Origin of the sequence: Agrobacterium sp. El2ro-1b (genome assembly GCF_048298475.1) — a bacterium.
GTDB classification, from domain to species: Bacteria; Pseudomonadota; Alphaproteobacteria; order Rhizobiales; family Rhizobiaceae; genus Agrobacterium; species Agrobacterium fabrum.
The window spans coordinates 2,041,342-2,064,235 of sequence record NZ_CP103458.1 but is presented as its reverse complement, the minus strand read 5'-3'; the positions used below and the strand labels follow the sequence as shown (position 1 = coordinate 2,064,235).

Here is a 22,894-nt window from a genome sequence, read left to right as displayed (position 1 = left end):
GTTTTGGCGGGATATTCATGTTACCGGATGAAGCATCGGATATGATGTGGCCGCATGGAAAAAGGCAGAGAAGACCCCCTTATGGATGCAGCGCACGAAGAACAGGCGCGTGGATATTGGCGGAATACACTGTTTTATGTGACGTTCCTCTATTTCACGGTCGGCTTCTCGCCCTATGTTTCGCTTTCCTCGACCTATGAGGGATCCGCCATGGCGGCCGGGTCCAACCTGCTTAATCAGCTCATCGCGATCATCCTGCTTTTCAGCTTCGTGGCATTCATGGCGAAGGAGCGTTCGTTTTCCCTGATTTTCACGCCGCGCCTGTTGATGGCAGCGATTTTCGGCTGGTTTGTCTTCACCTCGATCGTGGGGGAGGCGCCGATGTTTTCGATCAGGCGGCTTGTGATGTGCGCCATCATCTGCGTGCTTGCCGGTGGCTTTCTTCAATTGCCGCGCACGGAACGGCAGTTCACCACGCTGCTTGCCGGCTGCGTGATGATTATCCTGTTCCTGTGTTATTTCGGTGTCATCGTGCTGCCATCGCGGTCTATCCACCAGGCGAGCGACGCACTGGAGCCGCTTCTGGCGGGTAACTGGCGCGGGGTTTTTCAGCACAAGAACGAGGCCGCCTCGGTCATGGCGGTGCTGATCATCTTGGCGATCTATCTCTGCCGTCGCTGGTCGTTTATCGGCGGCTTGCTGGTGCTGTTGCTATCGCTGATCTTTCTGGTCAAGTCAGGCGGCAAGACGGTGCTTGGCCTGATGCCGATCGTCGTTTCCGCGGGCTGGTTCATCGTGCGCTGGCCCAGCTGGCGATATACAGTCGTGGCCTCGCTTCTATTGGTCTTCACCGTCGTGACCGTGGGCACCACGATCGATCCGGTGTTTGCGCAGATGCTGACGAGGATGGGCGTCGACGCCAGTTTTACGGGCAGAACCGATATCTGGACCGTCGCCATCGATTATATCCGCCAAAGTCCGATCCTCGGATATGGATATCAGGCTTTCTGGCGTAGCGACACCCTGATGTCGAGCTTCACCGAGAACAATAGCTGGGCGACGACCGCCCCGGCTTCCCACAGTGGCTATTTCGACCTTTTGCTTGCGGGCGGCATACCCGGACTTGTTCTGGTGCTGATGTGGATATGTCTATTGCCGCTCCATTATCTCGGCAAAATGGACAGCGCCACACGGAACAGCCCGCTGACGCGCCTCTATGTCGGTGTCTGGCTTTATGTGCTGCTCTACGGCTTTCTGGAAACCCTGTTCCTGCTCAGCTCCGGCTTCGTCTGGTTTTTCCTGCTGGTGGCGGTGATGGGCCTGCATCTGCAGGCGAATGCCAGCCTGGTTGAAGATGAGGCCGAACCGGAGCCCGCCCGAACCGGCAAGGAGGCGGATGGGATCAAGATACCGCATCCGGGATTGCCCATTGTTCGAAAAAAACTCGCGACTGTGCAGTCCGCACCAAGCGTGAAGACTGACTGAAGACGTGTTGAGCGAGATCGGGCAGCTCCGATTTCCGTTTTTGCTGGGGATGAGCGGAGGTCAATAAGAGCCGGGCCGATTTCACCCGTCGGCAATATGACGGCGCGCGAAGCGGTGGTTCTCAATTTATATGGTGATATAGAAAATATGGCGCACCCGACATCATTCGATTGGCTGAGTATAAGCTAAATTACCTTTTAAAATCAATTGTCTTTCCCTTGGTGTGCGACCAATTTTGTACTTAGCTTTGTACCGTAGAAAGTCCGTGAGAACGGATGCCGAGCAAATGCCGGCTGGTCAACTAAGTGGGAGCAGCTATCGGCTTTTAATTTGCAAAAAGAGGCATGAGCTTTTGAAGGTGAACGAGCTGAATTAACGAATTTGTTGACGATACGAATTTCAACCGCGAACACCAAATATGTTGACATCTACAACTTGTGATGATGGAATTTTGCTCTTAACGAAGTGGTGACCAATACGTTTCGACGTCCTCTAAATTTATGAGAGGCAATCGAAAGGTTGCTGGGGGATCAAATGGTATCTAAGTCGAAAATAGACAAAGCGGGAAGCGTCTTAAGTATTTCTGGCAGGGATTTTGATGAAGTAACTCTTGAGCTGGAGTATGTATTTGAGGATTATAGAAAGCAACATCTTGAGCCTTTGACGAGATTTACCTTGGAGATTCAAGAGTGGCTCCAATCGTATGACCAAGGATACTTCATTGCGCAACGCCTAAAGCGTCGGCCTCAGATACTAAGAAAATTGCGTAGATTGAGTGTCCGACTAACCCAGTTACAAGACATTGGCGGCTGTAGGATCATTGTAGATAAGAATTCGGATGTTGACTCTCTGCGATCGTTTATTCGCGACAAAATCAATCACTCAACGTTCGCCTCTATTGTTCGAGAAACCGATTACCGTGATTTAGGGAGGGACGACACAGGCTACCGAGCTTTCCATATTATTCTTGAAATTTCTGGGGTGAAGATTGAACTTCAGCTACGTAGCCGTATCCAACACTATTGGTCCGAAAGCATAGAGCGGACGTCAGTGATCTACGGACAGAGACTAAAAGAAAAAGAAGGCGATCCAGTTGTTATCGGTTATTTCAAATCGTTTTCAAACGCTCTTCATTCAATTGAAACAAATCAGGCTGTCGAGAGTATAGCGGAAATTGAGCTTCAGCAAAAAAGGCAGGCTGCCGAGCTAATCATCGCGAGTACGACAGGAGGTAAGAACATTGGTGGTCATGTCAATTCCGACATTGTCCGTACGATGTCGGAACGTGAAGGGCATAATCGAGAGCAACTGAACAATTGGATCTTGGTGTTTGACTGGAATGATGGGAATTTCGTCCTTTGGGACGTGGTTGGGAGAAATACGGACGAGGCAATAGCGGCTTACACTCGTTATGAATCTCAGTTTCCGGAAGAAGAGAACTACGAGGTTGTGTTGATAGGCACCTCGGATATTTCAACCGTGCCGCAGACTCATAGCCACTATTTCGGTATCGACCATCACAATGAAGCACTTGAAACAATGGAGGCATCTATCATTGGGTGGGCGAAGCGGAGTGAACTGGATGTTGGAGCCCGTCGAATATTGTTTACGCTGAAGCGCCGTGAATATTGGGGCAAGAAGGCTATCAGCATTGCTACTCTTCGAAACCATTTTTGCCGCAATGTTGCAACTTTTGACTCTTCGCTAGCCGAGCTGAGGCGCAAGGGTCTGATAATTGGGAGCGATCCAATATCCCTAGATATAAAAAAGAGCCGTGAGATTAACGCGTACGCCTAAACTGGCATTCCACGCACGGGATAAAGACCTATTTAACTGGTGAAGCAAATCAGAAGATAAGATTTTGCATTTTAATATGGTTTTTAAAAACCACATATTATAATGCTATTTTCGCTTTAAATAATCTGGTGCCATCATGAATCGTCTATCCAGACATCTCCTGCCAACTTTTCTGCTCGCCATATTCCTTCCTATCAACACTCAAGCAAATGAAGCGCCCATCATCGGTTTATGGCGTGGAAAACACGCTGAAAGCTGCGCTGCCGTAAAAGAGGAAAGCACTGAAGACTTTCTCAAAATTGGCAAAAAGCAGATCGCTCGGTATGAAGGCGCTTGCGAGATCACACGTCAAAGCAAGCAGAAGGACACGCATGTCCTTCAGATCCTCTGCGAGACCGAAGGGGAAACGGTTCGGGATACATTGAAAATTACGCCCATCGGCAATGATCGGATCAATGTTGAGGGAGCCGGCATCTATGAACGCTGCAAATAAGGTTTTGCTCACGACGGGTGTAGCTCTTTTCGGTATGAGCACACCTCGGGCCGCAGAGGCTCAATACTTTTCCAGTGAAGGCCGTTCGAGCCACTATGCTGATATGTTTCTGACCGGGACGCAAAAGACGTCTATTGAGCAAAACGTGATGGCGACCGTCCGCATCTCGAATAATTTTGGCGAGATCGAAATCCGCGATTTCGTGGTCAACTGCAATCGTCAAAATGCGCAGATTTTGGATGATGCGAATGTCAACCACGCTATCCGGGTTAAACAGACTCCAAGCAGCGCAGAAAAGTTCACATGGGAACTGTGGCAGGCCGTTTGCCAGAAAGAGTTCGCCAAAATATCAAAGCGTGCCGCGCCTTCTCCGACGCTTGAAAAACTGCCTGATCAGGTTTCCATTTCTTTCGATGGAAGTTTGTTCCGCATTCCGGTGAAGCGGCTGGATCGCAAAGAAAGCCTGTCGAATTTGGTCGAAGCGAAAGTCGATGCCGAGCGGGTACTCCTGTACTGTGATGCCGATAATGGCACAGTCTATTGGACCGACAAGAAAGCTCTTGTGGGAGTTGGCAGCGATTTGGCAGAAGAACTGAACGGCGATGTGCCTGCCGAGCTTGTCAGCCGTTCTCAAGCGCTTTGGAATGGTATTTGCCGCTACGGACTGGATCAGGTCGCGAGCATTGAAACTACGCCTGTAGAGCCTCCTACGAAGCCGACAGAACGGGTTGCGGATGTTAAACCTGATCCGCGCGCATCGTCATCGTCACAGCAGCCCCATGATGAAGCTGCCGAATACATATCGACGGTTTACGAAACCTATATCCTCGCGAAGGCCATCTGCGACCTAAGCTATTCCGGCAGTTTCGGCCTTAACAGTGCCAAAACCAGAATGAAGGAAATGGATAACTTTGCCGGAAGCCAAGGCATCGATATCCAGTCGCTATGGGATAAGGCGACAAAAAAGATGGAAAAGGATGCCGATTACAAGCTTTTCCAGCTCTACAAAACCATGCCTATTGAGCCTACTGATCGTGTTCGATTTTCCGGGGGATGCAGCCGCATAACGCCGCTCATCTCGGCTGGCGTAGATAGCTATCTTTCGAAATTCGCAGGGCAGTCGGGAATCAAGAAGGACTTCTGAGGGCTATTTGCTTTTCCGGCCACGAGGAAGCGTCGTGATCGATTTTTCCCCACCTTCTGCAATCTCTTCGAAGAGCTCGGACACCTTGCATCCAAGCGCGATGGCGAGCTTCTCTACGGTCTTGATTGTGGGGTTCTTTGCGGCCCTCTCAACATAGCCCACGTACGAACGCTCTACGCCTGACGTGAGCGCGAGCTCGTCCTGTGAGATCTGCTTTGCAACCCGGATTCTGCGGAGATTTAGCGCGAAGGTTTCTTGAATATCCATGGTCGTAAAAAACCACCTTGGCATTCTCCGCACCACGTTATAATAAACGTGGTTATATAGGACTCTAAATCTATAATTGTCTGAGTTCGTTCAGAGCTCGGGCTTGATTTCGCGTCTTGATATTGGGGTAAGGGGATAAAATTTGATCAGAAAATTATCGAGCTTCTGCTTGGTCGCAGTTGCATTGGCTGGCTGTGAGCAGAAGGTTTCAGCCACAGTCTATTTGCGAGACGTTCAACAGCTTCTTTCATCAGCGGCACCGGCTGAAATACCGGTCGAAATCAAAATCGACGTCTACGAAACGAGCATAGAGCAGGAATGCCAAAAGTCCTCCGGCCAAAAGATTCTAGAGGCCGTGGCAGCTCATTTTGAGAAGGCTACTTTGCTTGGATGCGAGAAAATCGCAGCAAGCATGAATGGTCGCATGTCGATCAAGGCAACAACACGACTGGCTGTCCCTGAGCGTGAAGACGCGCCCATCAAATATCTGATCGAGCTTCAGGCTGGCAAAAGACCTGATGAGAATGTCGATCCTATATCACTGCGGTTCGATCCGCAGAAATACGCGAAACTTCAGGACGATCTGAAGAGGATTAGCATGATGTCGAACATCAAGCTCTCTGACACGCGTGTCTCGATCGCAGTCAATAATGACACCGGCAATCCGGTCCCAGTTTTCTTCATTCCCGGCTCGTTTGTGGACGGCGAAGCCATTGACAACAGGAATGATCGGGACCTTCAGCCCCGTGAAGAAGCGATCATTGAGCTTGGCAACGTTAAGACCGCCTTTCTCGGAAAGAACGGCTGGGCGTTTCTACTGGGCTGGAAATACCAAAATTGTTGATTTCCACTGAGAGCTGACCCGGCGCAGCCCGATATTTCCATTGAGAATTGACCCATGTTTCAACCGTCCCTCGCATGTTTTCAGTGGGGGCTCTGGAGTGATCGACATGGCGTTACTGAGCGTGATCCGACGCTGGCATTTTCGAGACCATCTCTCAATCCGGGAGATTTGCCGCAGGACTGGCTTGTCCCGGAATACCATCCGCAAATACCTGCGCGCCAACGGCGTGGAGCCGAAGTTCAACGTCCCGGAGCGGCCGAGCAAGCTTGATCCGTTTGCGGATCGACTGTCGGCCTGGCTGAAGACAGAATCCAAGAAAGGCCGCAAGCAGAAGCGGACGATGAAGCAGTTGCATGCCGATCTTATGAGCATCGGCTATGAGGGCTCCTATAACCGCGTTGCGGCATTCGCTCGGGAATGGCGTGATGATCGGCAGAGAGAATTGCAAACGACGGGCCGTGGGACATTTGTGCCGCTGGCATTCGAGCCCGGAGAGGCTTTCCAGTTCGACTGGTCGGAAGACTGGGCGATCATCGGCAATGAGCGCACCAAGTTGCAGATCGCCCATACGAAGCTGAGCTACAGCCGCGCCTTCATCGTCCGGGCCTATCTGCTGCAGACGCATGAGATGTTGTTCGATGCCCATAATCACGCGTTCCGCGTCTTCGGTGGCATCCCTGGCCGCGGCATCTACGACAACATGCGCACAGCGATCGACAAGGTCGGCCGTGGCAAAGAGCGAGACGTCAACGTGCGCTTCATGGCAATGGCCAGTCACTACGTGTTCGAGCCCGAGTTCTGCAATCCAGCGTCCGGATGGGAAAAGGGACAGGTCGAGAAGAACGTTCAGGATGCCCGTCATCGCTTCTTTCAACCGATCCCTCGCTTTCCATCATTGGAAGCCCTGAATGATTGGCTTGAGCTTCGGTGCAAGGAGTTCTGGGACAAGACGCCACATGGCCAGATGCGTGGCACTATCGCCGACATCTGGGCTGAGGAAGTTCCAGCCCTCATGCCCGTTTCCAGGCCGTTCGACGGGTTTGTCGAATACACGAAGCGGGTCACACCTACCTGCCTCGTGCATCTGGAGCGTAACCGCTACAGCGTTCCGGCATCCTTTGCTAATCGACCGGTGAGCCTGCGGGTCTATCCGGATCGTGTTGTTGTTGCCGCGGAAGGCCAAATCGTTTGTGAGCACCGTCGCATCATTGATCGCTCGCATGATCGACCGGGCCAAACCATTTATGACTGGCGGCATTATCTGGCGGTGGTGCAGCGAAAGCCAGGGGCGCTTCGCAACGGCGCTCCATTCGTCGAGCTTCCCGATGCATTCCGGACCTTGCAACAATATCTGCTCAAGAAGCCAGGTGGCGACCGCGAGATGGTCGATATCCTGGCACTCGTTCTTCAGCACGACGAGCAGGCAGTGCTCTCGGCCGTCGACATGGCGCTAAAGTCCGGTGTTCCGACGAAGACGCATGTCCTGAACCTGCTGCATCGCCTCGTCGACGGAAAAACCTTCACGCCGCCGACCCTCGACGCACCTCAGGCCCTGACGCTCACCAACGAGCCCAAGGCCAATGTCGAACGATACGATACCTTGAGAAAGACGGAGGTTCGCCATGCGTCATAACCCGGCAAGCGGCGCGATCGTCATCATGCTGCGGCAACTGAAGATGCACGGAATGGCCCACGCCGTCGGTGATCTGACCGAACAGGGATCGCCGGCGTTCGAGGCTGCCATTCCAATCCTGTCCCAGCTTCTCAAGGCGGAAACGGCCGAACGAGAGGTCCGATCGACGGCATATCAGCTCAAGACGGCACGCTTCCCCGCTTACCGTGATCTGAATGGCTTCGACTTTGCCAGCAGCGAGATCAACGAGGCGCTCGTGCAACAGCTTCATCGCTGCGACTTCCTCGATGACGCAAACAACATCGTTCTGGTCGGTGGTCCCGGCACGGGCAAGACGCATATCGCAACCGCGATCGGCGTCCAGGCCATCGAGCATCATCACAAACGGGTCCGGTTCTTCTCCACCGTCGAGTTGGTCAATGCGCTGGAGCAGGAGAAGGCCCAAGGTCGTTCGGGACAGATCGCCAATCGCCTCGTCCATTCCGATCTCGTCATCCTCGACGAGCTGGGATACCTGCCGTTCAGCGCCTCAGGTGGTGCACTGCTCTTCCATCTGCTGAGCAAGCTTTACGAGCGCACCAGCGTTATCATCACGACCAACCTCAGCTTCAGCGAATGGGCCAGCGTCTTCGGTGATGCGAAGATGACCACCGCGCTGCTCGATCGCCTTACTCATCATTGCCACATCCTCGAGACCGGAAACGACAGCTTCCGCTTCAAGAACAGTTCGGCTCATGAACCCAAACCGACGAAGGAGAAACGCAGGACCTTGACCACTACGACCACCACAAACGATACCTAAAGGCGGGTCACTTCTCGGTGGAAACGCCGGGTCAGCTCTCAGTGGAAATCAACAGTAACAGCTTACTAGGCCTGAAAGCATGATATCGTTGCCGCCAGCATTGAATAGTGAGGAAAACGTTCGTGGGTTTTTGTTGGGGACGACGTCCCATTTTGCGACGGTCTCGATAAACGCCGGCGGATGTTTCAGGAGAGTCGCAAGATCAATCAGTTCTCGGCCCTGAGAGTTCGCAAGATTGGATGCATCTTCAAAACTCAGTACCTTTTCCGACGCAATGCCTTGTGTGAGCCGTGTCAGCTCAACGTCTGCGGCTTTCTTTGCAGCCTCATACCTACTAACCGCAACGGTGAGTTCTTTGGTGCGGAGGGACATCTTGAATTCACGTCTCCCCGCGAGCTTACGATATTTTTCGGGGATGGCTTTTCGGAATACGTAGGTTCCTGTGTCATTGCGGTAGAGGTTTGCGAGCTCCCTTGAAATTCTTTGCAATTTGTACCTTCCTTTGTACTGCATAGGTCATGAAATCACCTGATGTGCCAATAAAAACAATAATTTAGTTGAGTAAAATGGCGCACCCGACAGGATTCGAACCTGTGACCTTTGGAATCGGAATCCAACACTCTATCCAGCTGAGCTACGGGTGCAGCGGTCACGCTTGAATCGCGTGCAGCGGTTGGTTCATACCCCAGCTTTGTTTTTGCATCAATGTCTAAAAATCAAAGATTTGCGAAACCTTGCCTGTTTTCGGGCGGGGGCGGGTGTGGTGGCCTTTTGCGGAGTGGTCGCGGATTTTTTCCGCGGCAATGCGGGTGATGCGTCGTTTGACGTATTGCTTTTTTACCGTAATCGATTTTCTCTTATAAGTAGTATCTTATTGCCCTGTCCGTCTGCTGTTTTGTCACTTTTGTGAAGGGGCGGTCGGATCGTGGCAATGCCCTTCAATCTCGGTCCCGGAGACGATTTTACCCCCTGAAAATTGGCGGGTAAATAGTCATACTTTTTCCGTTCGTCGGGTGCTGAATTCGGGTTCCGACTTGCTTCTCCGGCGTTTAACTGTCAAATTATTATACAATATTAGTATCATCTACATTTATTTGGGATACAGTTTCGCAGCGTTGTCGGTTATAACTTCGACAAGGTAAGGGAACGAATCAGGCGGGGGATCGGATGGCTTTGCGACTGGCACATAGCAACGGGCCGCGGACGGAAAAGAGCGAAAGCGGCAGCGCGGAAGCCGCGCATAATACGGCAATCGACTATGGGTTGCTGACGACTGCGATCAGCTATCATTTGCGGCACTCGCAACTTGCCGTGGCAAACGGTTTTGCCGATGTGCTGGCCGAGCAGGGTTTGCGGCCGGCTGATTTTTCCGTTCTCGTCATCGTCGGCGGTAATCCGGGGCTGAAACAGAGCGATGTGGCGGAAGCGCTCGGCATTCAGCGCGCCAATTTCGTCGCGATCGTCGACAGCATGGAAGAGAAGGGGCTGCTCGTCCGCCGCAAGTCGGAAGAGGACAGGCGCGTTCATTTCCTCGACATGACGGACGAGGGCAGCAGCCTGCTCGACCGGCTTTCCAATACATGGCGGGACCGCGAGGAAAAGCTGATCGACAGGATCGGCGGCAAGAAGGCCCGCGATCAGCTTCTGGCCCTGCTGGGACGCCTGCGCGACTGAAAATCGAAGAGGCTGACGGCAATCGAAGATCCTCGCGTCCGCAAGAGGCGCGTGCAGCGTCCATGGTGCCGTTTTCCCATCGACCGCGGCTGCGGTGACAATCTCCCGTTCCGGTTTTTCACGGCAGTCTGATTGGCCGCGGGCTGAATTGCGTTGCAATTTGCCTGTGAAACCGCCAAGACGCATGGATATCTTCGCGCCCTGCGGCACGAGAGCCGCTACCATGCGATTGACTGGAAAGGCCGGAGACCGGAACGCCATGCTGAATATCGATACGAGTCACCCGCTTTATCGCCCGCTATGGGTCCGGTTGCTCATCGTCGGCTTTTGCGCCGCATGGGCCGTCATCGAATTCGTCAATCGCGAGTTTTTCTGGGGAACCATCGTCGGTGGCATCGGCGCTTATGCGGCTTATGAATTGCTGCTGAAGTTCAAACCCGCGAGCAATGCCGCTGTGTCCAAGGATGGAGCGGGGGAGCCTGCCGCCGAAAGCGCGCCTGCCGATAAGAACGATGCGGGCTGAAGCGGCCTCATTTTCGGTTTGAAGCATTTCCCGTATTAATCTCACCACCCGGTTTCAGCGGAAATGCTCCCGGGTCCGCAGCATGCGAAGCGCCTGGTCGATCAGCAGATTCGCGGCCGTCATGCGCAGAGTGGCATTGTGCCGGAATTGCGGTTTCACCCCATCGGGATGATTGAGCCGTGCGAAAGCCCGGCGTTTTTCAGCAAGGGTTGCGGCCGTGTCAGTTTCCTGGATCGCCAGTTCCGCGGACACATCGGCAAGCGCGGTTTTTTCGAGATGGGCCGGCATCGGTTCCGGTTCGGGCTCCGGTTGAGGTTCCGGCGGTGGCGCGGGGTCGGCCAGGAAGGCGAGATAGGCATCGAGATTGCCGTTTGCCGGCTGCGGCGCTTCGATATGGGTATCGACGACGAAACCCGAGCTGAAACCGGCAATGCGGTGGCCGGCGGGCGGTGAAGCCTCCGCTTCTTCTTCTTCTTTCTCCTGTTTCAGTCTTTCGACGACCGACTGGAAGACGGATTGTCCGAAGAGCATGCGGCTGTTCCCTGCGCCGGCCTCAATGATCGGGCTTCTATAAAGGATGAAGGTGGTGTCGGGCTTGCCGTCGTCAGGTGTTGGTCAGCTTGCGGCTTTCATCCAGCACCAGATCGTAAAGCAGGCGGGCGCTGGGCGGCAGCACCCGGCCCTTGGTGGTGATGATGCTGTAAGGCTTGACCACGAGTTCGAAATCCGTCGACAAAATGCGGGTTCGGCCGATATCCGCCTGCTGTCCGGCAACGAATTCGGCCATGTCCTGCGCGATGGGGGCGATGGCGTCGGTATTGCAGACGAGAGCAAGGGTGAGAACCACGGATGGCGTGTTGATGACGTTGCGCGGCATGGCGACGCCATGGGTGAGGAAGACATCCTCCATCGTTCTGCGCAGAAGCGCGCCGGGTGGCTGGAAGACCCAGTCGTAACCGGAGAGATCCTGCAGGGTCACGGGCTCGCCGCGCAGCAGCGGGTGGCCTTCGCGCACCACCAGACAGGCGCGCTCTATGCCGATTTCGTGGATGGAAAAGAGGCCGGGATCGAAGTCATCGGGAATGCGGCCGATGATGAAATCGTGACGCGCCGCCAGCAGTTCGCGGGCGAGCACATTGCTGCTCTCCACCTGTACGTTGATTTCGATGCCGGGATAGGTGTCCATGGCGCGCCTGATGGCGGGAACGACGAGGCTGATCGCTGGTGCGGTGACGGCGCCGATATAGACCGAACCGCCGCTGCCCGACTTCATCTGATTGAGCTCGCGGCTCGCTTCGCGCAGTTCCAGCAATATGGTGCGCGCCCGGCGCGCCAGCGCCTCGCCGAATTTCGTCAGCACCACGCCGCGCGAGGCTCTCTGACAAAGCGGTGATTTGACGATTGCTTCCATTTCCGAGAGCATGCGCGAGGCTGCGGGCTGCGTCATGTTCATGGCGGCCGCCGCCGCGCTGACCTGTCCGTGCTCCTCGATCATGACCAGCATGCGCAGGTGGCTCATCTTTAATCCGGCCCGCAGCAGAGGGTTGTCTTCAAAGACGAAAAGAGCCTCTGTTGTTTGCGCCTGCTCATACACTTTTTGGTTGTTCATTCGTCGTTTTATACCCCTCATCGGTTTTTGTATCGATTTAATATATCATAATTGATATATGGAAACTGATTTATTCTATTTGACAGTTATATGGATTCAGAACAATTTGCGGAATGCCGGGGAGGAGCGGCAGCTGTTTCTTTTCGCAACTGCGAAATGGAGCGAGCGCAGCGCGGCTCCTTACTTGTGACGGCATGAATTTCATGGTGCACCGCAGCATGCGGGCTCCAGAGAAGGCTCAAGGGAGAGAGTTAATGAAGTCCATTATTTCGCTGATGGCAGCTTGTGCCATCGGTGCTGCGTCTTTCGCAGCGCCGGCTTTCGCACAGGACAAGGGTTCTGTCGGTATCGCGATGCCGACCAAGTCGTCCGCACGCTGGATCGACGACGGCAACAACATCGTGAAGCAGCTGCAGGAAGCCGGTTACAAGACCGATCTGCAATATGCTGACGACGATATTCCGAACCAGCTGTCCCAGATCGAAAACATGGTCACCAAGGGCGTCAAGGTCCTCGTGATCGCGTCGATCGACGGCACGACGCTGTCGGACGTTCTGAAGCAGGCCGGCGAGCAGGGCATCAAGGTCATCGCTTATGACCGCCTCATCCGCAACAGCGGCGACGTCAGCTACTACGCAACCTTCGACAACTTCCAGGTTGGCGTTCTGCAGGCAACTTCGATAGTTGACAAGCTCGGCCTGAAGGATGGCAAGGGTCCGTTCAACATCGAACTCTTTGGCGGTTCGCCTGACGACAACAACGCCTTCTTCTTCTATGACGGCGCAATGTCGGTCCTGAAGCCTTACATCGACAGCGGCAAGCTGGTCGTGAAGTCCGGTCAGATGGGCATGGACAAGGTCGGCACGCTGCGTTGGGATCCGGCAACGGCCCAGGCCCGTATGGACAACCTCCTGTCGGCTTATTACACCGACGCCAAGGTTGACGCCGTTCTGTCGCCTTACGATGGTCTTTCCATCGGCATCATTTCCTCGCTGAAGGGCGTTGGTTATGGCACGAAGGACCAGCCGCTGCCGGTCGTTTCCGGTCAGGACGCTGAAGTTCCTTCCGTCAAGTCGATCATTGCCGGCGAGCAGTACTCCACCATCTTCAAGGACACCCGCGAACTCGCCAAGGTGACCGTGAACATGGTCAACGCTGTCATGGAAGGCAAGGAACCGGAAGTGAACGACACCAAGACCTATGAAAATGGCGTCAAGGTTGTTCCGTCCTACCTGCTGAAGCCGGTTGCAGTGACCAAGGAGAACTACAAGCAGGTTCTCGTTGACGGCGGTTACTACAAGGAAGACCAGCTGAAATAAGCTGAAGACACATGCGGGGATGGCTTGGCGTCATCCCCGTTTTTCCATAAAAATAAAAACGCCGGAATTAATCGGGCGCTGGATTGCGATATGGCCAATACCATTCTCGAAATGCGGAACATCACCAAGACGTTTCCGGGCGTGAAAGCGCTTGAGAACGTCAACCTCAAGGTGAAAGAGGGTGAGATCCACGCACTCGTCGGTGAGAACGGCGCGGGGAAGTCGACCTTGATGAAGGTCCTTTCCGGTGTTTACCCCGCCGGCACCTATGAGGGCGAAATCCACTATGAAGGCGCAGTGCGGAATTTTCGCGCCATCAACGACAGTGAAGATATTGGTATCATCATCATTCACCAGGAGCTTGCACTCGTGCCGCTCCTGTCGATTGCGGAAAACATCTTCCTTGGCAACGAAGTCGCTTCGAACGGCGTCATCAGCTGGCAGCAGACCTTCAACCGTACCCGCGAACTCCTGAAGAAGGTGGGTCTGAAGGAATCGCCCGAGACGCTGATCACCGATATCGGCGTCGGCAAGCAGCAGCTGGTCGAAATCGCCAAGGCACTGTCGAAGAGCGTGAAGCTGCTCATCCTCGACGAGCCGACGGCTTCTCTCAACGAGAGCGATTCCGAGGCGCTGCTCAACCTCCTGATGGAATTCCGCAATCAGGGCATGACGTCTATCATCATCACCCACAAGCTGAACGAAGTGCGCAAGGTGGCCGACCAGATCACCGTGCTGCGCGACGGCATGACGGTGAAGACGCTTGACTGTCATGAGGAAGAAATCAGCGAGGATGTCATCATCCGCAACATGGTGGGACGCGATCTCGAAGATCGTTATCCGCCGCGTAATGTGCCGATCGGCGAGACCATTCTCGAAGTCAAGAACTGGAACGCCTATCACCAGCAGCACCGCGACCGCCAGGTCCTGCACGACATCAACGTCACCGTGCGCAAGGGCGAAGTCGTCGGCATCGCCGGGCTGATGGGGGCAGGGCGCACCGAGTTCGCGATGAGCGTGTTCGGCAAGTCCTATGGCCACAGGATCACCGGCGACGTGCTGATCGATGGCAAGCCTGTCGATGTCAGCACCGTGCGCAAGGCGATCGACGCCGGTCTCGCTTATGTGACCGAAGACCGCAAACATCTCGGTCTCGTGCTCAACGACAACATCCTGCACAATACCACGCTGGCAAATCTCGCCGGCGTGTCGAAGGCCAGCATCATCGACGACATCAAGGAAATGAAGGTGGCGAGCGATTTCCGCACGCGTCTTCGCATTCGGTCATCGGGCATCTTCCAGGAAACGGTCAATCTTTCGGGCGGCAACCAGCAGAAGGTTGTGCTCTCCAAGTGGCTGTTCTCCAACCCTGATGTGCTGATCCTCGATGAACCGACACGCGGCATCGACGTTGGCGCAAAATACGAAATCTACACCATCATCAACCAGCTCGCTGCCGATGGTAAAGGCGTTCTGATGATCTCATCGGAAATGCCCGAACTGCTCGGCAATTGCGACCGCATCTACGTCATGAACGAAGGCCGCATCGTCGCTGAATTGCCGAAGGGAGAGGCGAGCCAGGAAAGCATCATGCGCGCTATCATGCGCTCAGGGGAGAAGAACTCATGAGTTCGGCAAACACCACAAACGAAGAAAGCAACGTCATCTCGGTCGGGTCGTATATTCGCTCCAATATCCGCGAATACGGCATGCTGATCGCGCTCGTCGCCATCATGGTTTTCTTCCAGTTCTACACCGGCGGCATCCTGTTCCGCCCTGTGAACCTGACCAACCTCATTCTGCAGAACTCGTTCATCGTCATCATGGCGCTTGGCATGCTGCTCGTCATCGTGGCCGGGCATATCGACCTTTCGGTCGGTTCCATCGTCGCCTTCGTCGGCGCGATCGCGGCTATATTGACCGTGCAGTGGGGCATGAACCCGTTTCTGGCGGCGCTGATTTGTCTCGTCATCGGCGGCATCATCGGTGCTGCCCAGGGTTACTGGATCGCCTATCACCGCATTCCGTCGTTCATCGTGACGCTGGCGGGCATGCTGGTGTTTCGCGGCCTGACGCTTTTCGTGCTCGGCGGTAAGAATATCGGCCCGTTCCCGACCGATTTCCAGGTCATCAGCACCGGCTTCCTGCCCGATATCGGCGGCATCGAAGGTCTGAACACCACATCGATGATCCTGACGGTGCTGATTACGGTCGCGCTGTTCTATCTGGCATGGCGCCGTCGCGTGGTGAACGTGAAGCATGGCATCGACGTGGAGCCGTTCGGTTTCTTCATCGTGCAGAATCTGCTGATCTCTGGCGCTATCCTGTTCCTGGGTTACCAGCTGTCGACCTATCGTGGCCTGCCGAACGTTCTGATCGTGATGCTGGTTCTTATCGCGCTTTACAGCTTCGTGACGCGCCGCACGACCATCGGTCGCCGTGTCTACGCCATGGGCGGCAATGAGAAGGCGACCAAGCTTTCCGGTATCAACACCGAACGCCTGAGCTTCCTCACCTTCGTCAACATGGGCGTGCTGGCCGGTCTTGCCGGCATGATCATCGCGACCCGCCTCAACTCGGCAACGCCGAAGGCAGGCGTGGGCTTCGAGCTTGACGTGATTGCAGCTTGCTTCATCGGCGGTGCTTCGGCCTCCGGCGGCGTTGGCAAGATCACCGGTGCTGTTATCGGCGCGTTCATCATGGGCGTCATGAATAACGGCATGTCGATCGTCGGTCTCGGAATCGACTTCCAGCAGATGGTCAAGGGACTCGTGCTGCTCGCCGCCGTGTTCTTCGACGTCTACAACAAGAACAAGGGCTGATCGGCCCAACTCCTATCGCAGTCAAAAAAGTGGCCGGTTTCCGGCCACTTTCATAAGATGCAGGTGCAATGCACCGCGTAGAAGAGACAAGGCGCATTGCGCCTGAGGAAGGAAATCCCGTGCTCATTTCACAGATCAAAGATGCCAGTGGCAACATCACCGTCGCGGTTCGCGAAGACGGCGGGCAGGCGCGCGCCGTCAAGGGTGCAGCCTCGGTTTATGCGCTCGCCATGGAAGCCGCCAATGGCGGCAAGAGCCTCGCCGATGTCATTTCCGCCCATGGTCTGGGCGATGCCGTCGATCTCGACAAGGCCTATGCCGAAGGCCGTTTCCTGCCGCCGATCACCCATCCCGATCCGGCGCATCTGCATCTGACCGGCACTGGTCTTACCCATCTCGGCTCTGCCGCGACCCGTGACAGCATGCACAAGAAGACCACGGAAGCCGCCGAAGAAAGCCTGACGGATTCCATGAAAATGTTCCGCATGGGTCTGGAAAACGGCAAGCCGAAGGCCGGCGAAAAGGGCGTTCAGCCCGAGTGGTTCTACAAGGGCAACGGCCATGTGGCGGCGGCCCCGGGTGCGGCGCTCACCTCTCCGTCCTTCGCGCTCGATGGTGGCGAAGAGCCTGAGATGGCCGGCATCTATGTGATTTCCGACAAGGGTGAGGCTGTGCGTATCGGCTTTGCCGTCTCGAACGAGTTTTCCGACCACGTCACCGAACGGGTCAACTACCTCTACCTCGCCCATTCCAAGCTGCGCCCGGCCAGCTTCGGCCCGGAAATCCGCGTCGGCGCGGCGCCTTCTGATATTCGCGGCACCTCGCGCATCCGTCGCGGCGACAAGGTGATCTTCGAAAAGCCGTTCGTTTCGGGTGAGGACAACATGTCCCATACCTTTGCGAACCTTGAATATCACCACTTCAAATATGGCCTGTTCCGCGCGCCTGGTGATGTGCATGTGCACATGTTCGGCACGGCAACGCTCTCCTTCGCGGAAGGCATCAAGCCGGAAGCGGGCGACGTGTTCGAAATCGAGGCCGCCGGTTTCGGCCTGCCACTGAAGAACCCGCTGGCGGTGGAGTCGGAAGAAGAGATCGTGGTTCGGCAGATCTGATCTGACGGACTGCGTATGACAATGGTCGAGGGTGGGGCGCCCTGCGTCACTCCCCCTCGACGTCATCCTCGGGCTTGTCCCGAGGATCTGCAAGCGATTGATCTTACGCGACGTGGTTAGATCCCCGGGACAAGCCCGAGGATGACGGAGGAGGGGATCGCCGTTTCTTTCTCGACCGTTGTGTGACAGGTGGTCCGGACTTCACTCGAACCCCCACAGCCTGCCTTCCCCGACCTCTACCGAATTCCCCGCGGGATCGCGGATATAGACGGAATAGCTGTCATTCGGCCAGCGATGATAGTGTTCAACGGGAATTCCAAGTTCTTCGAAGCGGGACTTCCAGCCGTCCACTTCCGATTTATCCTTTGCGTAAAAGCAGAAGTGGCCTTGTCCGACTGCCCCGTGGCGCGGGATGGGATTATCGAGGGCGGCCCTGCCGGATTGCTGCGGATCGAAAATCAGCAGCATCTGTTGTCCGCACTTGAAGAAGATGAACTGCCCGGGCAGTTTGCGCACCATCTCCAGTCCGAAAACATCGCGGTAAAAGGCCTCGGCGGCGTCGAGATCATCCGCGTAGATCGCGGTTTCCATCAGGGCGGCTGGCGGTCGCATGGTTTCCTCCGGTAGTGCATGGGCTGTCCGGCACGGGATGTGTCGGGCGGCCTATGTTTTGGTGCTGAAAGTCAGCACTGTCAGATCGTGTTTGCCGACGCCGCGTTCCAGAACGGTCCAGCCGCAATTGATGTAATAGGTTTCGAGATCGCACTGGCAGCAGAGATAGCTGGTCTCATGACCGAGTTCGGCGGCCCTTTGCGTTGCGGCCTGCATCAGGGCGCGGGCAACGCCCGAGCGCCGCCTGCCTTCTTCTACCCAGAGAGCGGCGACCCATGGCAGATATTGCGGGCGCTCCTCCAGATCGCAATGGATAAGGAAGGCGGAGCCGACATAATCATCGCCATCATGGGCGACGAAGCCGGTGGGCAGGTTATGGGGGTTGGTCATGTCCTGCAGGTGCTCGGCGACGTCCCCGACCTTGAGGCCGCTATCCTGCCACCATGCCGTCCAGACGCGGTCCGCGATGGTGGGGCCATGGGACTGGCAGTCGCGATAGTCGGAAATCCTGTACAAAACCCTCTCCCGTCCAGCCTGCCACGAGCGGGTTGAGGCCGGAGCATGCATGCAAATCGATGCCGCGATTTAAACGGTCGAGAGGTGCTTTCGCAACCGCCAACTTGCCGCGCCGGGTCAGGCTTTCGTGGCCGTCACATGCAGCCAGTCGGTGGGAAGCTTGTCATAACCGCTGCCCTGCCGGGCCTCGATCTCCACTTCCGTCCAGGCGAATTGCCCGTAGGTTTCCTCAAGCCAGGCTTTGGAAGGATAGTTGTAATAACGGCCAAACGTGTCGCGGCCTTCCGCTTCTCCCGCCTTGAAGCTCGCATAAAAAACGCCGCCCGGTTTGAGCGCCGTGTGGATGCGGCCGATAATGCCCGGCAGGGCAGGGCGGGGCACATGCAGCAGGCAGGCATTGGCCCAGACGCCGTCATAAAGCGCCACATCTTCAATATTTTCGAACAGCAATGTTCTGACGGGAATGCCAAGCCTGACTTGCGCTGCCTTTGCGATGTCAGGCGTTCCATCGGTGGGGTGAACATCGAAACCGGCAGACAGCATGTATTCGCTGTCCTGTCCGCCGCCGCATCCCAATTCGAGGATGCTCGCGCCGGCTCGCAGTCGCGCCAGGAATGTCTCCAATTGCGGGCGATCCGGGTCCTGCCCCCGTGACGTATAGGCGGTGGCATGGCCGGTATAAAAGCCGATCGTCTCGTCGTCCCTAGCGGTCATGTCTCAACTCTGCGACTGGCTCTGGCTCTGTGACTGCTGCACGGTGACCGATACATTCAAGGTTTCACCGGCCGGGCCGATGCGCATGCCTGATATCGGCGCGCAATCGCGGTAGCAGAGGCCGGATGAGATGCGCACGTAACGGTCATCGGGGCAGATATTGTTGGCGGCGTCGAAGCCGACCCAGCCCAGCCCCTGAAGATGCACCTCGGCCCAGGCATGGGTGGCCGTCTGTTCCGCCACGTCTTCCATCATCAGATAACCGGAAACATAACGGGCGGGCAGGCCCATCAGCCGGGCGGCGGAAATGAGGATATGGGCATGATCCTGACAGACGCCCTTGCCGGCTTCCAATGCCAGTTCGGCCGTGGTTTCGGTGTCGGTCGAACCCGGCACGTATTCCACCTTGCTGTTGATCTTCTCCATGAGGTCGTGCAGGCGCTCAAGCTCGGTATCGCCCGTGCTGACCTTCACCAGTTCGCGCACCAGTTTGCCCGGCTTGGTCAGCGGCGTCTCGCGCAGGAAAAGCCACAGCGGCGCGTTGCCGATGTGATAACCCACCACGCCCGCCTTGTCTTCGGTACTGACGGTGCCGCTCGCCACCACCTTCACTCGCTTTTGCGGGCCTTCCGTTTCCACCAGCGCGACCCGGTTGCCGAAATGGTCATCATAGGTCACCTCGACGGTGGCGCCATCGACCGAGACATCCCAGTTCTCTACCGTCTGGCACGGGCCGGTCTGTGGCGTCAGGCGCAGCCGTTGCAACGCATAGGGCATCGGCTCGTCATAGACATATTCGGTCGTATGGGTGATTTTCAGACGCATAAGCTGTCCCCGTCCACGCGCTTATAGATAAAAGCGGTAGCCTTCCATTATTTCCTGCCCCAGTTGGCCGTTCCGGTTGACGAATCTCTCCAGAAACTCGTGCAGACCTTCATCCATGACACGGGCGATGGTCGTCTTGCGCAGGCTGTCGCGGATGCTTTCCGCCGTATCATGCGCCTTGTGCCTCTCGCCGTAATCCTCGGCGATGTAATTAAGGTTGCTGGCGATCTTCTCGTAACAATAGGCAAGCGAGCGCGGCATGCGGCCGTTCAGAATGAGGAAGTCGGCAATATTGGCCGGCTTGTATTCCGCATCATAGACCCAGCCGTAGGAACGGTGCGCCGAGACCGAGCGCAGGATGGATTCCCATTGCGCATTGTCGAGCGAGGAGCCCACATGCGCCACGGCCGGCAGCAGCACGTAATATTTGACGTCGAGGATGCGGGCCGTGTTGTCGGCCCGCTCGATGAAGGTGCCGATGCGGGAGAAATTATAGAGATCGTTGCGCAGCATGGAACCGTGGAAAGCGCCGCGGACAAGACCGGCGCGATGTTTGATGACATCGATGGTCTGCGGCAGCTCGGCGTGGCTGAGCTTGCGGCCGAGGATGTTCTTCAGCTCGATCCAGAATTCGTTGGTGGCTTCCCATGTCTCGCGCGTCAGCGCCGTGCGCACCATGCGGGCATTGTTGCGGCCCGCCTCGATGCAGGACATGACGCTGGAAGGATTGGCCTTGTCCCGCAGGAGATAGTCGATCGCATTGGCCGCCGTCACCTTTTCGCGCGTTTCGAGGAATTCCTCGTGCACGCCGGCGCTCTGCAACACACCGTCCCAGTCCTCATCGCCGCTGCCTGAGCGCGTCAGTGAAACGCGCAGGCCCGCATCGATCAGCCGGGCGATGTTTTCAGCGCGCTCGATATACCGGAACATCCAGTAGAGCCCGTTTGCCGTTCTGCCCAGCATGGCTTAATCCTCCAGTACCCATGTATCCTTGGTGCCGCCGCCCTGGCTGGAATTGACCACCAGCGAACCCTGCTTGAGGGCGACGCGGGTCAGGCCGCCGGGGATGATCTTCACCTTGTCCGACACCAGCACATAGGGACGCAGATCGACATGGCGCGGCGCGATGCCGTTCTTGACCATGATCGGCACGGTGGAGAGCGACAGCGTCGGCTGCGCGATGTAGTTGGAGGGGCGGGCTTTCAGCTTTTCGGCAAACAGCGCCCGTTCCTTCTTCGACGCGGTGGGGCCGACCAGCATGCCGTAACCGCCCGAACCGTGGACTTCCTTGACGACCAGTTCGGCAAGGTTGTCGAGCACATATTTCAGGCTGTCCGGCTCTGAACAGCGCCAGGTCGGCACGTTTTCGAGAAGCGGTTTGCGACCGGTGTAAAATTCGACGATTTCAGGCATGTAGGAATAGATCGCCTTATCGTCGGAAATGCCGGTGCCGGGGGCATTGGCGATGGTGATGTTGCCGGCGCGGTAGACATCCATAATGCCGGGCACGCCAAGTGCCGAATCCGACCGGAAGGTCAAGGGATCGAGGAAGTCGTCATCGACGCGGCGGTAGAGCACGTCGATCGCCTCGTAACCGCGCGTGGTGCGCATCTTGACCTTGCCGTCCATGACGCGCAGGTCGGAGCCTTCCACCAGTTCGACGCCCATCATGTCGGCGAGGAAGGAATGTTCGTAATAGGCGGAATTGTAGATGCCGGGGGTGAGGATGGCGACACGCGGCTTGTCGGTGCAGCCGGGCGGTGCCAGCGAGGCGAGCGACTGGCGCAGCTGATAGGGGTAGTCCTCGACCCGCCGCACCTTGTTTTCATGGAAGAGTTCCGGGAACATCTGCATCATCGTTTCGCGGTTTTCCAGCATGTAGCTGACACCTGACGGAGTGCGGGCATTGTCTTCCAGAACGTAGAACTGGTCTTCGCCGGTGCGGACGATATCCGTGCCGACAATGTGGGTGTAAACGCCGCCTGGTGGGGTGAAGCCGATCATTTCCGGCAGGAAGGCGACGTTTTTCTCGATGATCTCCCGGGGGATGCGACCGGCGCGAATGATTTCCTGCTTGTGGTAGATGTCGTCGAGGAAAGCGTTGAGGGCGAGAACGCGCTGTTCGATCCCTTGAGCCAGTTTGCGCCACTCACGTCCGGAGATGATGCGCGGGATGATATCGAAGGGGATCAGTTTTTCTGAACTGTCGGCATGGCCGTAGACTGCGAAAGTAATGCCGGTTTTTCGAAAGATGTTTTCCGCGTCTTTTGACTTCTGGATCAGGTGCGCCCTGTCCTGCCGGCTGTACCATTCGTTATAGTTTTCATATGGGCTTCGCGGCGCGTTGTCCGCATTTATCATTTCGTCAAATGCCAACTTCGATGTCCCCTTTTTTGCCATATGAATACAACGAGAAATGCAATGCAAGAACTATGCGGAGGCCTCCGTGAAGATTTTTTACCGCCCTAGAGTTTTAAAAAAGAAGCGTTTTTTCGGTGTTTGCTTATAAATGCAGCACGGGTAGATTGGTTGCGCTTTGTAGCGGGATCGAAGCGAGCTATCGGCCTGTGTGCAGCGTGGGCGAATGCACAAATTTTACTCTTTCGCTTTCGGTTGAAAGATCACGGATTTCGCATCAGAAAATCTGAAAGATGTGATCACAAAAACACCTTTGACCTTTCATGGCGAGGGGGATAGCGC

23 protein-coding genes and 1 tRNA gene are annotated in these 22,894 nt (G+C 55.9%); 13 read left to right on the top strand and 11 right to left on the bottom strand.

From position 1 onward, the window contains the following. The first annotated feature begins 81 nt into the window (after positions 1–81). The 4 genes from uppW (at position 82) to NYR50_RS10245 (ending at position 4,919) form a co-directional block, all read left to right on the top strand. Complete coding sequence (gene uppW / locus NYR50_RS10260; RefSeq protein ID WP_418135861.1) at positions 82–1,485, top strand: Wzy-type polysaccharide biosynthesis protein UppW; 1,404 nt, start codon at positions 82–84, stop codon at positions 1,483–1,485. 534 nt (positions 1,486–2,019) lie between these two features. Beyond that, positions 2,020–3,282 carry a RelA/SpoT domain-containing protein gene (locus NYR50_RS10255; protein WP_418135860.1) on the top strand — a complete coding sequence of 421 codons (1,263 nt, stop codon included), beginning with the start codon at positions 2,020–2,022 and terminating at the stop codon, positions 3,280–3,282. 136 nt (positions 3,283–3,418) lie between these two features. Further along, positions 3,419–3,775, top strand: coding sequence for a hypothetical protein (locus NYR50_RS10250; protein WP_418135859.1), 357 nt, complete (start codon positions 3,419–3,421; stop codon positions 3,773–3,775). After that, on the top strand, positions 3,759–4,919 hold the full coding sequence (locus tag NYR50_RS10245; RefSeq protein WP_418135858.1) for a hypothetical protein: 1,161 nt from the start codon (positions 3,759–3,761) through the stop codon (positions 4,917–4,919). Before NYR50_RS10250 ends, NYR50_RS10245 begins: the two co-directional genes overlap by 17 nt. A 3-nt stretch (positions 4,920–4,922) precedes the next feature. Here the strand turns inward: NYR50_RS10245 and NYR50_RS10240 are convergent, their stop codons facing one another. Next, positions 4,923–5,186 (bottom strand): helix-turn-helix domain-containing protein, encoded by a 264-nt coding sequence (locus tag NYR50_RS10240; protein ID WP_418135857.1) that lies wholly within the window; start codon positions 5,184–5,186, stop codon positions 4,923–4,925. 169 nt (positions 5,187–5,355) lie between these two features. On the opposite strand from NYR50_RS10240, the gene NYR50_RS10235 reads away from it, so the two are divergent. The 3 genes from NYR50_RS10235 to istB all read left to right on the top strand — a co-directional run bounded on the left by NYR50_RS10235 (position 5,356) and on the right by istB (position 8,465). Further along, positions 5,356–6,030, top strand: a complete 675-nt coding sequence (locus NYR50_RS10235) for a DUF7424 family protein (RefSeq protein WP_418135856.1) — start codon at positions 5,356–5,358, stop codon at positions 6,028–6,030. Between the two features lie 106 nt (positions 6,031–6,136). Next, complete coding sequence (gene istA / locus NYR50_RS10230; RefSeq protein WP_418137260.1) at positions 6,137–7,663, top strand: IS21 family transposase; 1,527 nt, start codon at positions 6,137–6,139, stop codon at positions 7,661–7,663. Further along, a complete protein-coding gene (istB, locus tag NYR50_RS10225; protein WP_418135855.1) occupies positions 7,653–8,465 on the top strand; it encodes an IS21-like element helper ATPase IstB in 813 nt (270 codons plus the stop codon). Before istA ends, istB begins: the two co-directional genes overlap by 11 nt. Before the next feature lie 48 nt (positions 8,466–8,513). Here istB and NYR50_RS10220 read toward each other — a convergent pair whose 3' ends face one another. Further along, positions 8,514–8,954, bottom strand: coding sequence for a DUF6538 domain-containing protein (locus tag NYR50_RS10220; protein WP_418135854.1), 441 nt, complete (start codon positions 8,952–8,954; stop codon positions 8,514–8,516). Between the two features lie 78 nt (positions 8,955–9,032). Further along, positions 9,033–9,109 (bottom strand) — tRNA-Arg (locus NYR50_RS10215). 523 nt (positions 9,110–9,632) lie between these two features. On the opposite strand from NYR50_RS10215, the gene NYR50_RS10210 reads away from it, so the two are divergent. Together NYR50_RS10210 and NYR50_RS10205 are read left to right on the top strand one after the other, a co-directional pair. Further along, positions 9,633–10,139 (top strand): MarR family winged helix-turn-helix transcriptional regulator, encoded by a 507-nt coding sequence (locus NYR50_RS10210; protein WP_418135853.1) that lies wholly within the window; start codon positions 9,633–9,635, stop codon positions 10,137–10,139. A 259-nt stretch (positions 10,140–10,398) separates the two neighbouring features. Continuing rightward, the gene (locus tag NYR50_RS10205) at positions 10,399–10,662 is read left to right on the top strand and encodes a hypothetical protein (protein WP_418135852.1); all 264 of its coding nucleotides are present in this window, start codon (positions 10,399–10,401) and stop codon (positions 10,660–10,662) included. A 54-nt stretch (positions 10,663–10,716) separates the two neighbouring features. Here the strand turns inward: NYR50_RS10205 and NYR50_RS10200 are convergent, their stop codons facing one another. Next, positions 10,717–11,193: a hypothetical protein gene (locus NYR50_RS10200; RefSeq protein WP_418135851.1), complete on the bottom strand. Its 477-nt coding sequence runs from the start codon at positions 11,191–11,193 to the stop codon at positions 10,717–10,719. Between the two features lie 73 nt (positions 11,194–11,266). Next, the gene (locus NYR50_RS10195) at positions 11,267–12,271 is read right to left on the bottom strand and encodes a LysR family transcriptional regulator (RefSeq protein WP_174009046.1); all 1,005 of its coding nucleotides are present in this window, start codon (positions 12,269–12,271) and stop codon (positions 11,267–11,269) included. 254 nt (positions 12,272–12,525) lie between these two features. On the opposite strand from NYR50_RS10195, the gene chvE reads away from it, so the two are divergent. The 4 genes from chvE to araD1 all read left to right on the top strand — a co-directional run bounded on the left by chvE (position 12,526) and on the right by araD1 (position 17,527). Next, positions 12,526–13,590 carry a sugar ABC transporter substrate-binding protein ChvE gene (gene chvE / locus NYR50_RS10190; RefSeq protein ID WP_269712384.1) on the top strand — a complete coding sequence of 355 codons (1,065 nt, stop codon included), beginning with the start codon at positions 12,526–12,528 and terminating at the stop codon, positions 13,588–13,590. Positions 13,591–13,680: 90 nt separating this feature from the next. After that, positions 13,681–15,219 (top strand): sugar ABC transporter ATP-binding protein GguA, encoded by a 1,539-nt coding sequence (gguA, locus tag NYR50_RS10185; protein WP_418135850.1) that lies wholly within the window; start codon positions 13,681–13,683, stop codon positions 15,217–15,219. Continuing rightward, positions 15,216–16,412 (top strand): sugar ABC transporter permease GguB, encoded by a 1,197-nt coding sequence (gguB, locus tag NYR50_RS10180; RefSeq protein ID WP_006311699.1) that lies wholly within the window; start codon positions 15,216–15,218, stop codon positions 16,410–16,412. The genes gguA and gguB overlap by 4 nt, the downstream gene beginning before the upstream one ends. Before the next feature lie 119 nt (positions 16,413–16,531). Next, positions 16,532–17,527, top strand: coding sequence for a 2-keto-3-deoxy-L-arabinonate dehydratase AraD1 (gene araD1 / locus NYR50_RS10175; RefSeq protein ID WP_418135849.1), 996 nt, complete (start codon positions 16,532–16,534; stop codon positions 17,525–17,527). Positions 17,528–17,728: 201 nt separating this feature from the next. On the opposite strand, the gene NYR50_RS10170 is transcribed toward araD1, so the two are convergent. The 6 genes from NYR50_RS10170 to NYR50_RS10145 form a co-directional block, all read right to left on the bottom strand. Then, positions 17,729–18,139, bottom strand: a complete 411-nt coding sequence (locus tag NYR50_RS10170) for a VOC family protein (RefSeq protein ID WP_418135848.1) — start codon at positions 18,137–18,139, stop codon at positions 17,729–17,731. 51 nt (positions 18,140–18,190) lie between these two features. Then, positions 18,191–18,655 carry a GNAT family N-acetyltransferase gene (locus tag NYR50_RS10165; protein ID WP_418135847.1) on the bottom strand — a complete coding sequence of 155 codons (465 nt, stop codon included), beginning with the start codon at positions 18,653–18,655 and terminating at the stop codon, positions 18,191–18,193. A 117-nt stretch (positions 18,656–18,772) separates the two neighbouring features. Beyond that, a complete protein-coding gene (locus NYR50_RS10160) occupies positions 18,773–19,369 on the bottom strand; it encodes a methyltransferase domain-containing protein (RefSeq protein WP_418135846.1) in 597 nt (198 codons plus the stop codon). Between the two features lie 3 nt (positions 19,370–19,372). Continuing rightward, the gene (locus NYR50_RS10155; protein WP_230060707.1) at positions 19,373–20,194 is read right to left on the bottom strand and encodes a transglutaminase family protein; all 822 of its coding nucleotides are present in this window, start codon (positions 20,192–20,194) and stop codon (positions 19,373–19,375) included. A gap of 21 nt (positions 20,195–20,215) precedes the next feature. Next, positions 20,216–21,157, bottom strand: coding sequence for an alpha-E domain-containing protein (locus tag NYR50_RS10150; protein WP_418135845.1), 942 nt, complete (start codon positions 21,155–21,157; stop codon positions 20,216–20,218). A gap of 3 nt (positions 21,158–21,160) precedes the next feature. Continuing rightward, positions 21,161–22,570: a circularly permuted type 2 ATP-grasp protein gene (locus NYR50_RS10145; RefSeq protein ID WP_035214895.1), complete on the bottom strand. Its 1,410-nt coding sequence runs from the start codon at positions 22,568–22,570 to the stop codon at positions 21,161–21,163. Between the last annotated feature and the right edge of the window lie 324 nt (positions 22,571–22,894).

Bases quoted from the DNA above. Each gene is read 5' to 3' on its own strand.
- uppW (WP_418135861.1), top strand. From the start codon at position 82: ATGGATGCAGCGCACGAAGAACAGGCGCGTGGATATTGGCGGAATACA.
- NYR50_RS10255 (WP_418135860.1), top strand. From the start codon at position 2,020: ATGGTATCTAAGTCGAAAATAGACAAAGCGGGAAGCGTCTTAAGTATT.
- NYR50_RS10250 (WP_418135859.1), top strand. From the start codon at position 3,419: ATGAATCGTCTATCCAGACATCTCCTGCCAACTTTTCTGCTCGCCATA.
- NYR50_RS10245 (WP_418135858.1), top strand. From the start codon at position 3,759: ATGAACGCTGCAAATAAGGTTTTGCTCACGACGGGTGTAGCTCTTTTC.
- NYR50_RS10240 (WP_418135857.1), bottom strand. From the start codon at position 5,186: ATGGATATTCAAGAAACCTTCGCGCTAAATCTCCGCAGAATCCGGGTT.
- istA (WP_418137260.1), top strand. From the start codon at position 6,137: ATGGCGTTACTGAGCGTGATCCGACGCTGGCATTTTCGAGACCATCTC.
- istB (WP_418135855.1), top strand. From the start codon at position 7,653: ATGCGTCATAACCCGGCAAGCGGCGCGATCGTCATCATGCTGCGGCAA.
- NYR50_RS10210 (WP_418135853.1), top strand. From the start codon at position 9,633: ATGGCTTTGCGACTGGCACATAGCAACGGGCCGCGGACGGAAAAGAGC.
- NYR50_RS10205 (WP_418135852.1), top strand. From the start codon at position 10,399: ATGCTGAATATCGATACGAGTCACCCGCTTTATCGCCCGCTATGGGTC.
- NYR50_RS10200 (WP_418135851.1), bottom strand. From the start codon at position 11,193: ATGCTCTTCGGACAATCCGTCTTCCAGTCGGTCGTCGAAAGACTGAAA.
- NYR50_RS10195 (WP_174009046.1), bottom strand. From the start codon at position 12,271: ATGAACAACCAAAAAGTGTATGAGCAGGCGCAAACAACAGAGGCTCTT.
- chvE (WP_269712384.1), top strand. From the start codon at position 12,526: ATGAAGTCCATTATTTCGCTGATGGCAGCTTGTGCCATCGGTGCTGCG.
- gguA (WP_418135850.1), top strand. From the start codon at position 13,681: ATGGCCAATACCATTCTCGAAATGCGGAACATCACCAAGACGTTTCCG.
- gguB (WP_006311699.1), top strand. From the start codon at position 15,216: ATGAGTTCGGCAAACACCACAAACGAAGAAAGCAACGTCATCTCGGTC.
- NYR50_RS10170 (WP_418135848.1), bottom strand. From the start codon at position 18,139: ATGCGACCGCCAGCCGCCCTGATGGAAACCGCGATCTACGCGGATGAT.
- NYR50_RS10160 (WP_418135846.1), bottom strand. From the start codon at position 19,369: ATGACCGCTAGGGACGACGAGACGATCGGCTTTTATACCGGCCATGCC.
- NYR50_RS10155 (WP_230060707.1), bottom strand. From the start codon at position 20,194: ATGCGTCTGAAAATCACCCATACGACCGAATATGTCTATGACGAGCCG.
- NYR50_RS10150 (WP_418135845.1), bottom strand. From the start codon at position 21,157: ATGCTGGGCAGAACGGCAAACGGGCTCTACTGGATGTTCCGGTATATC.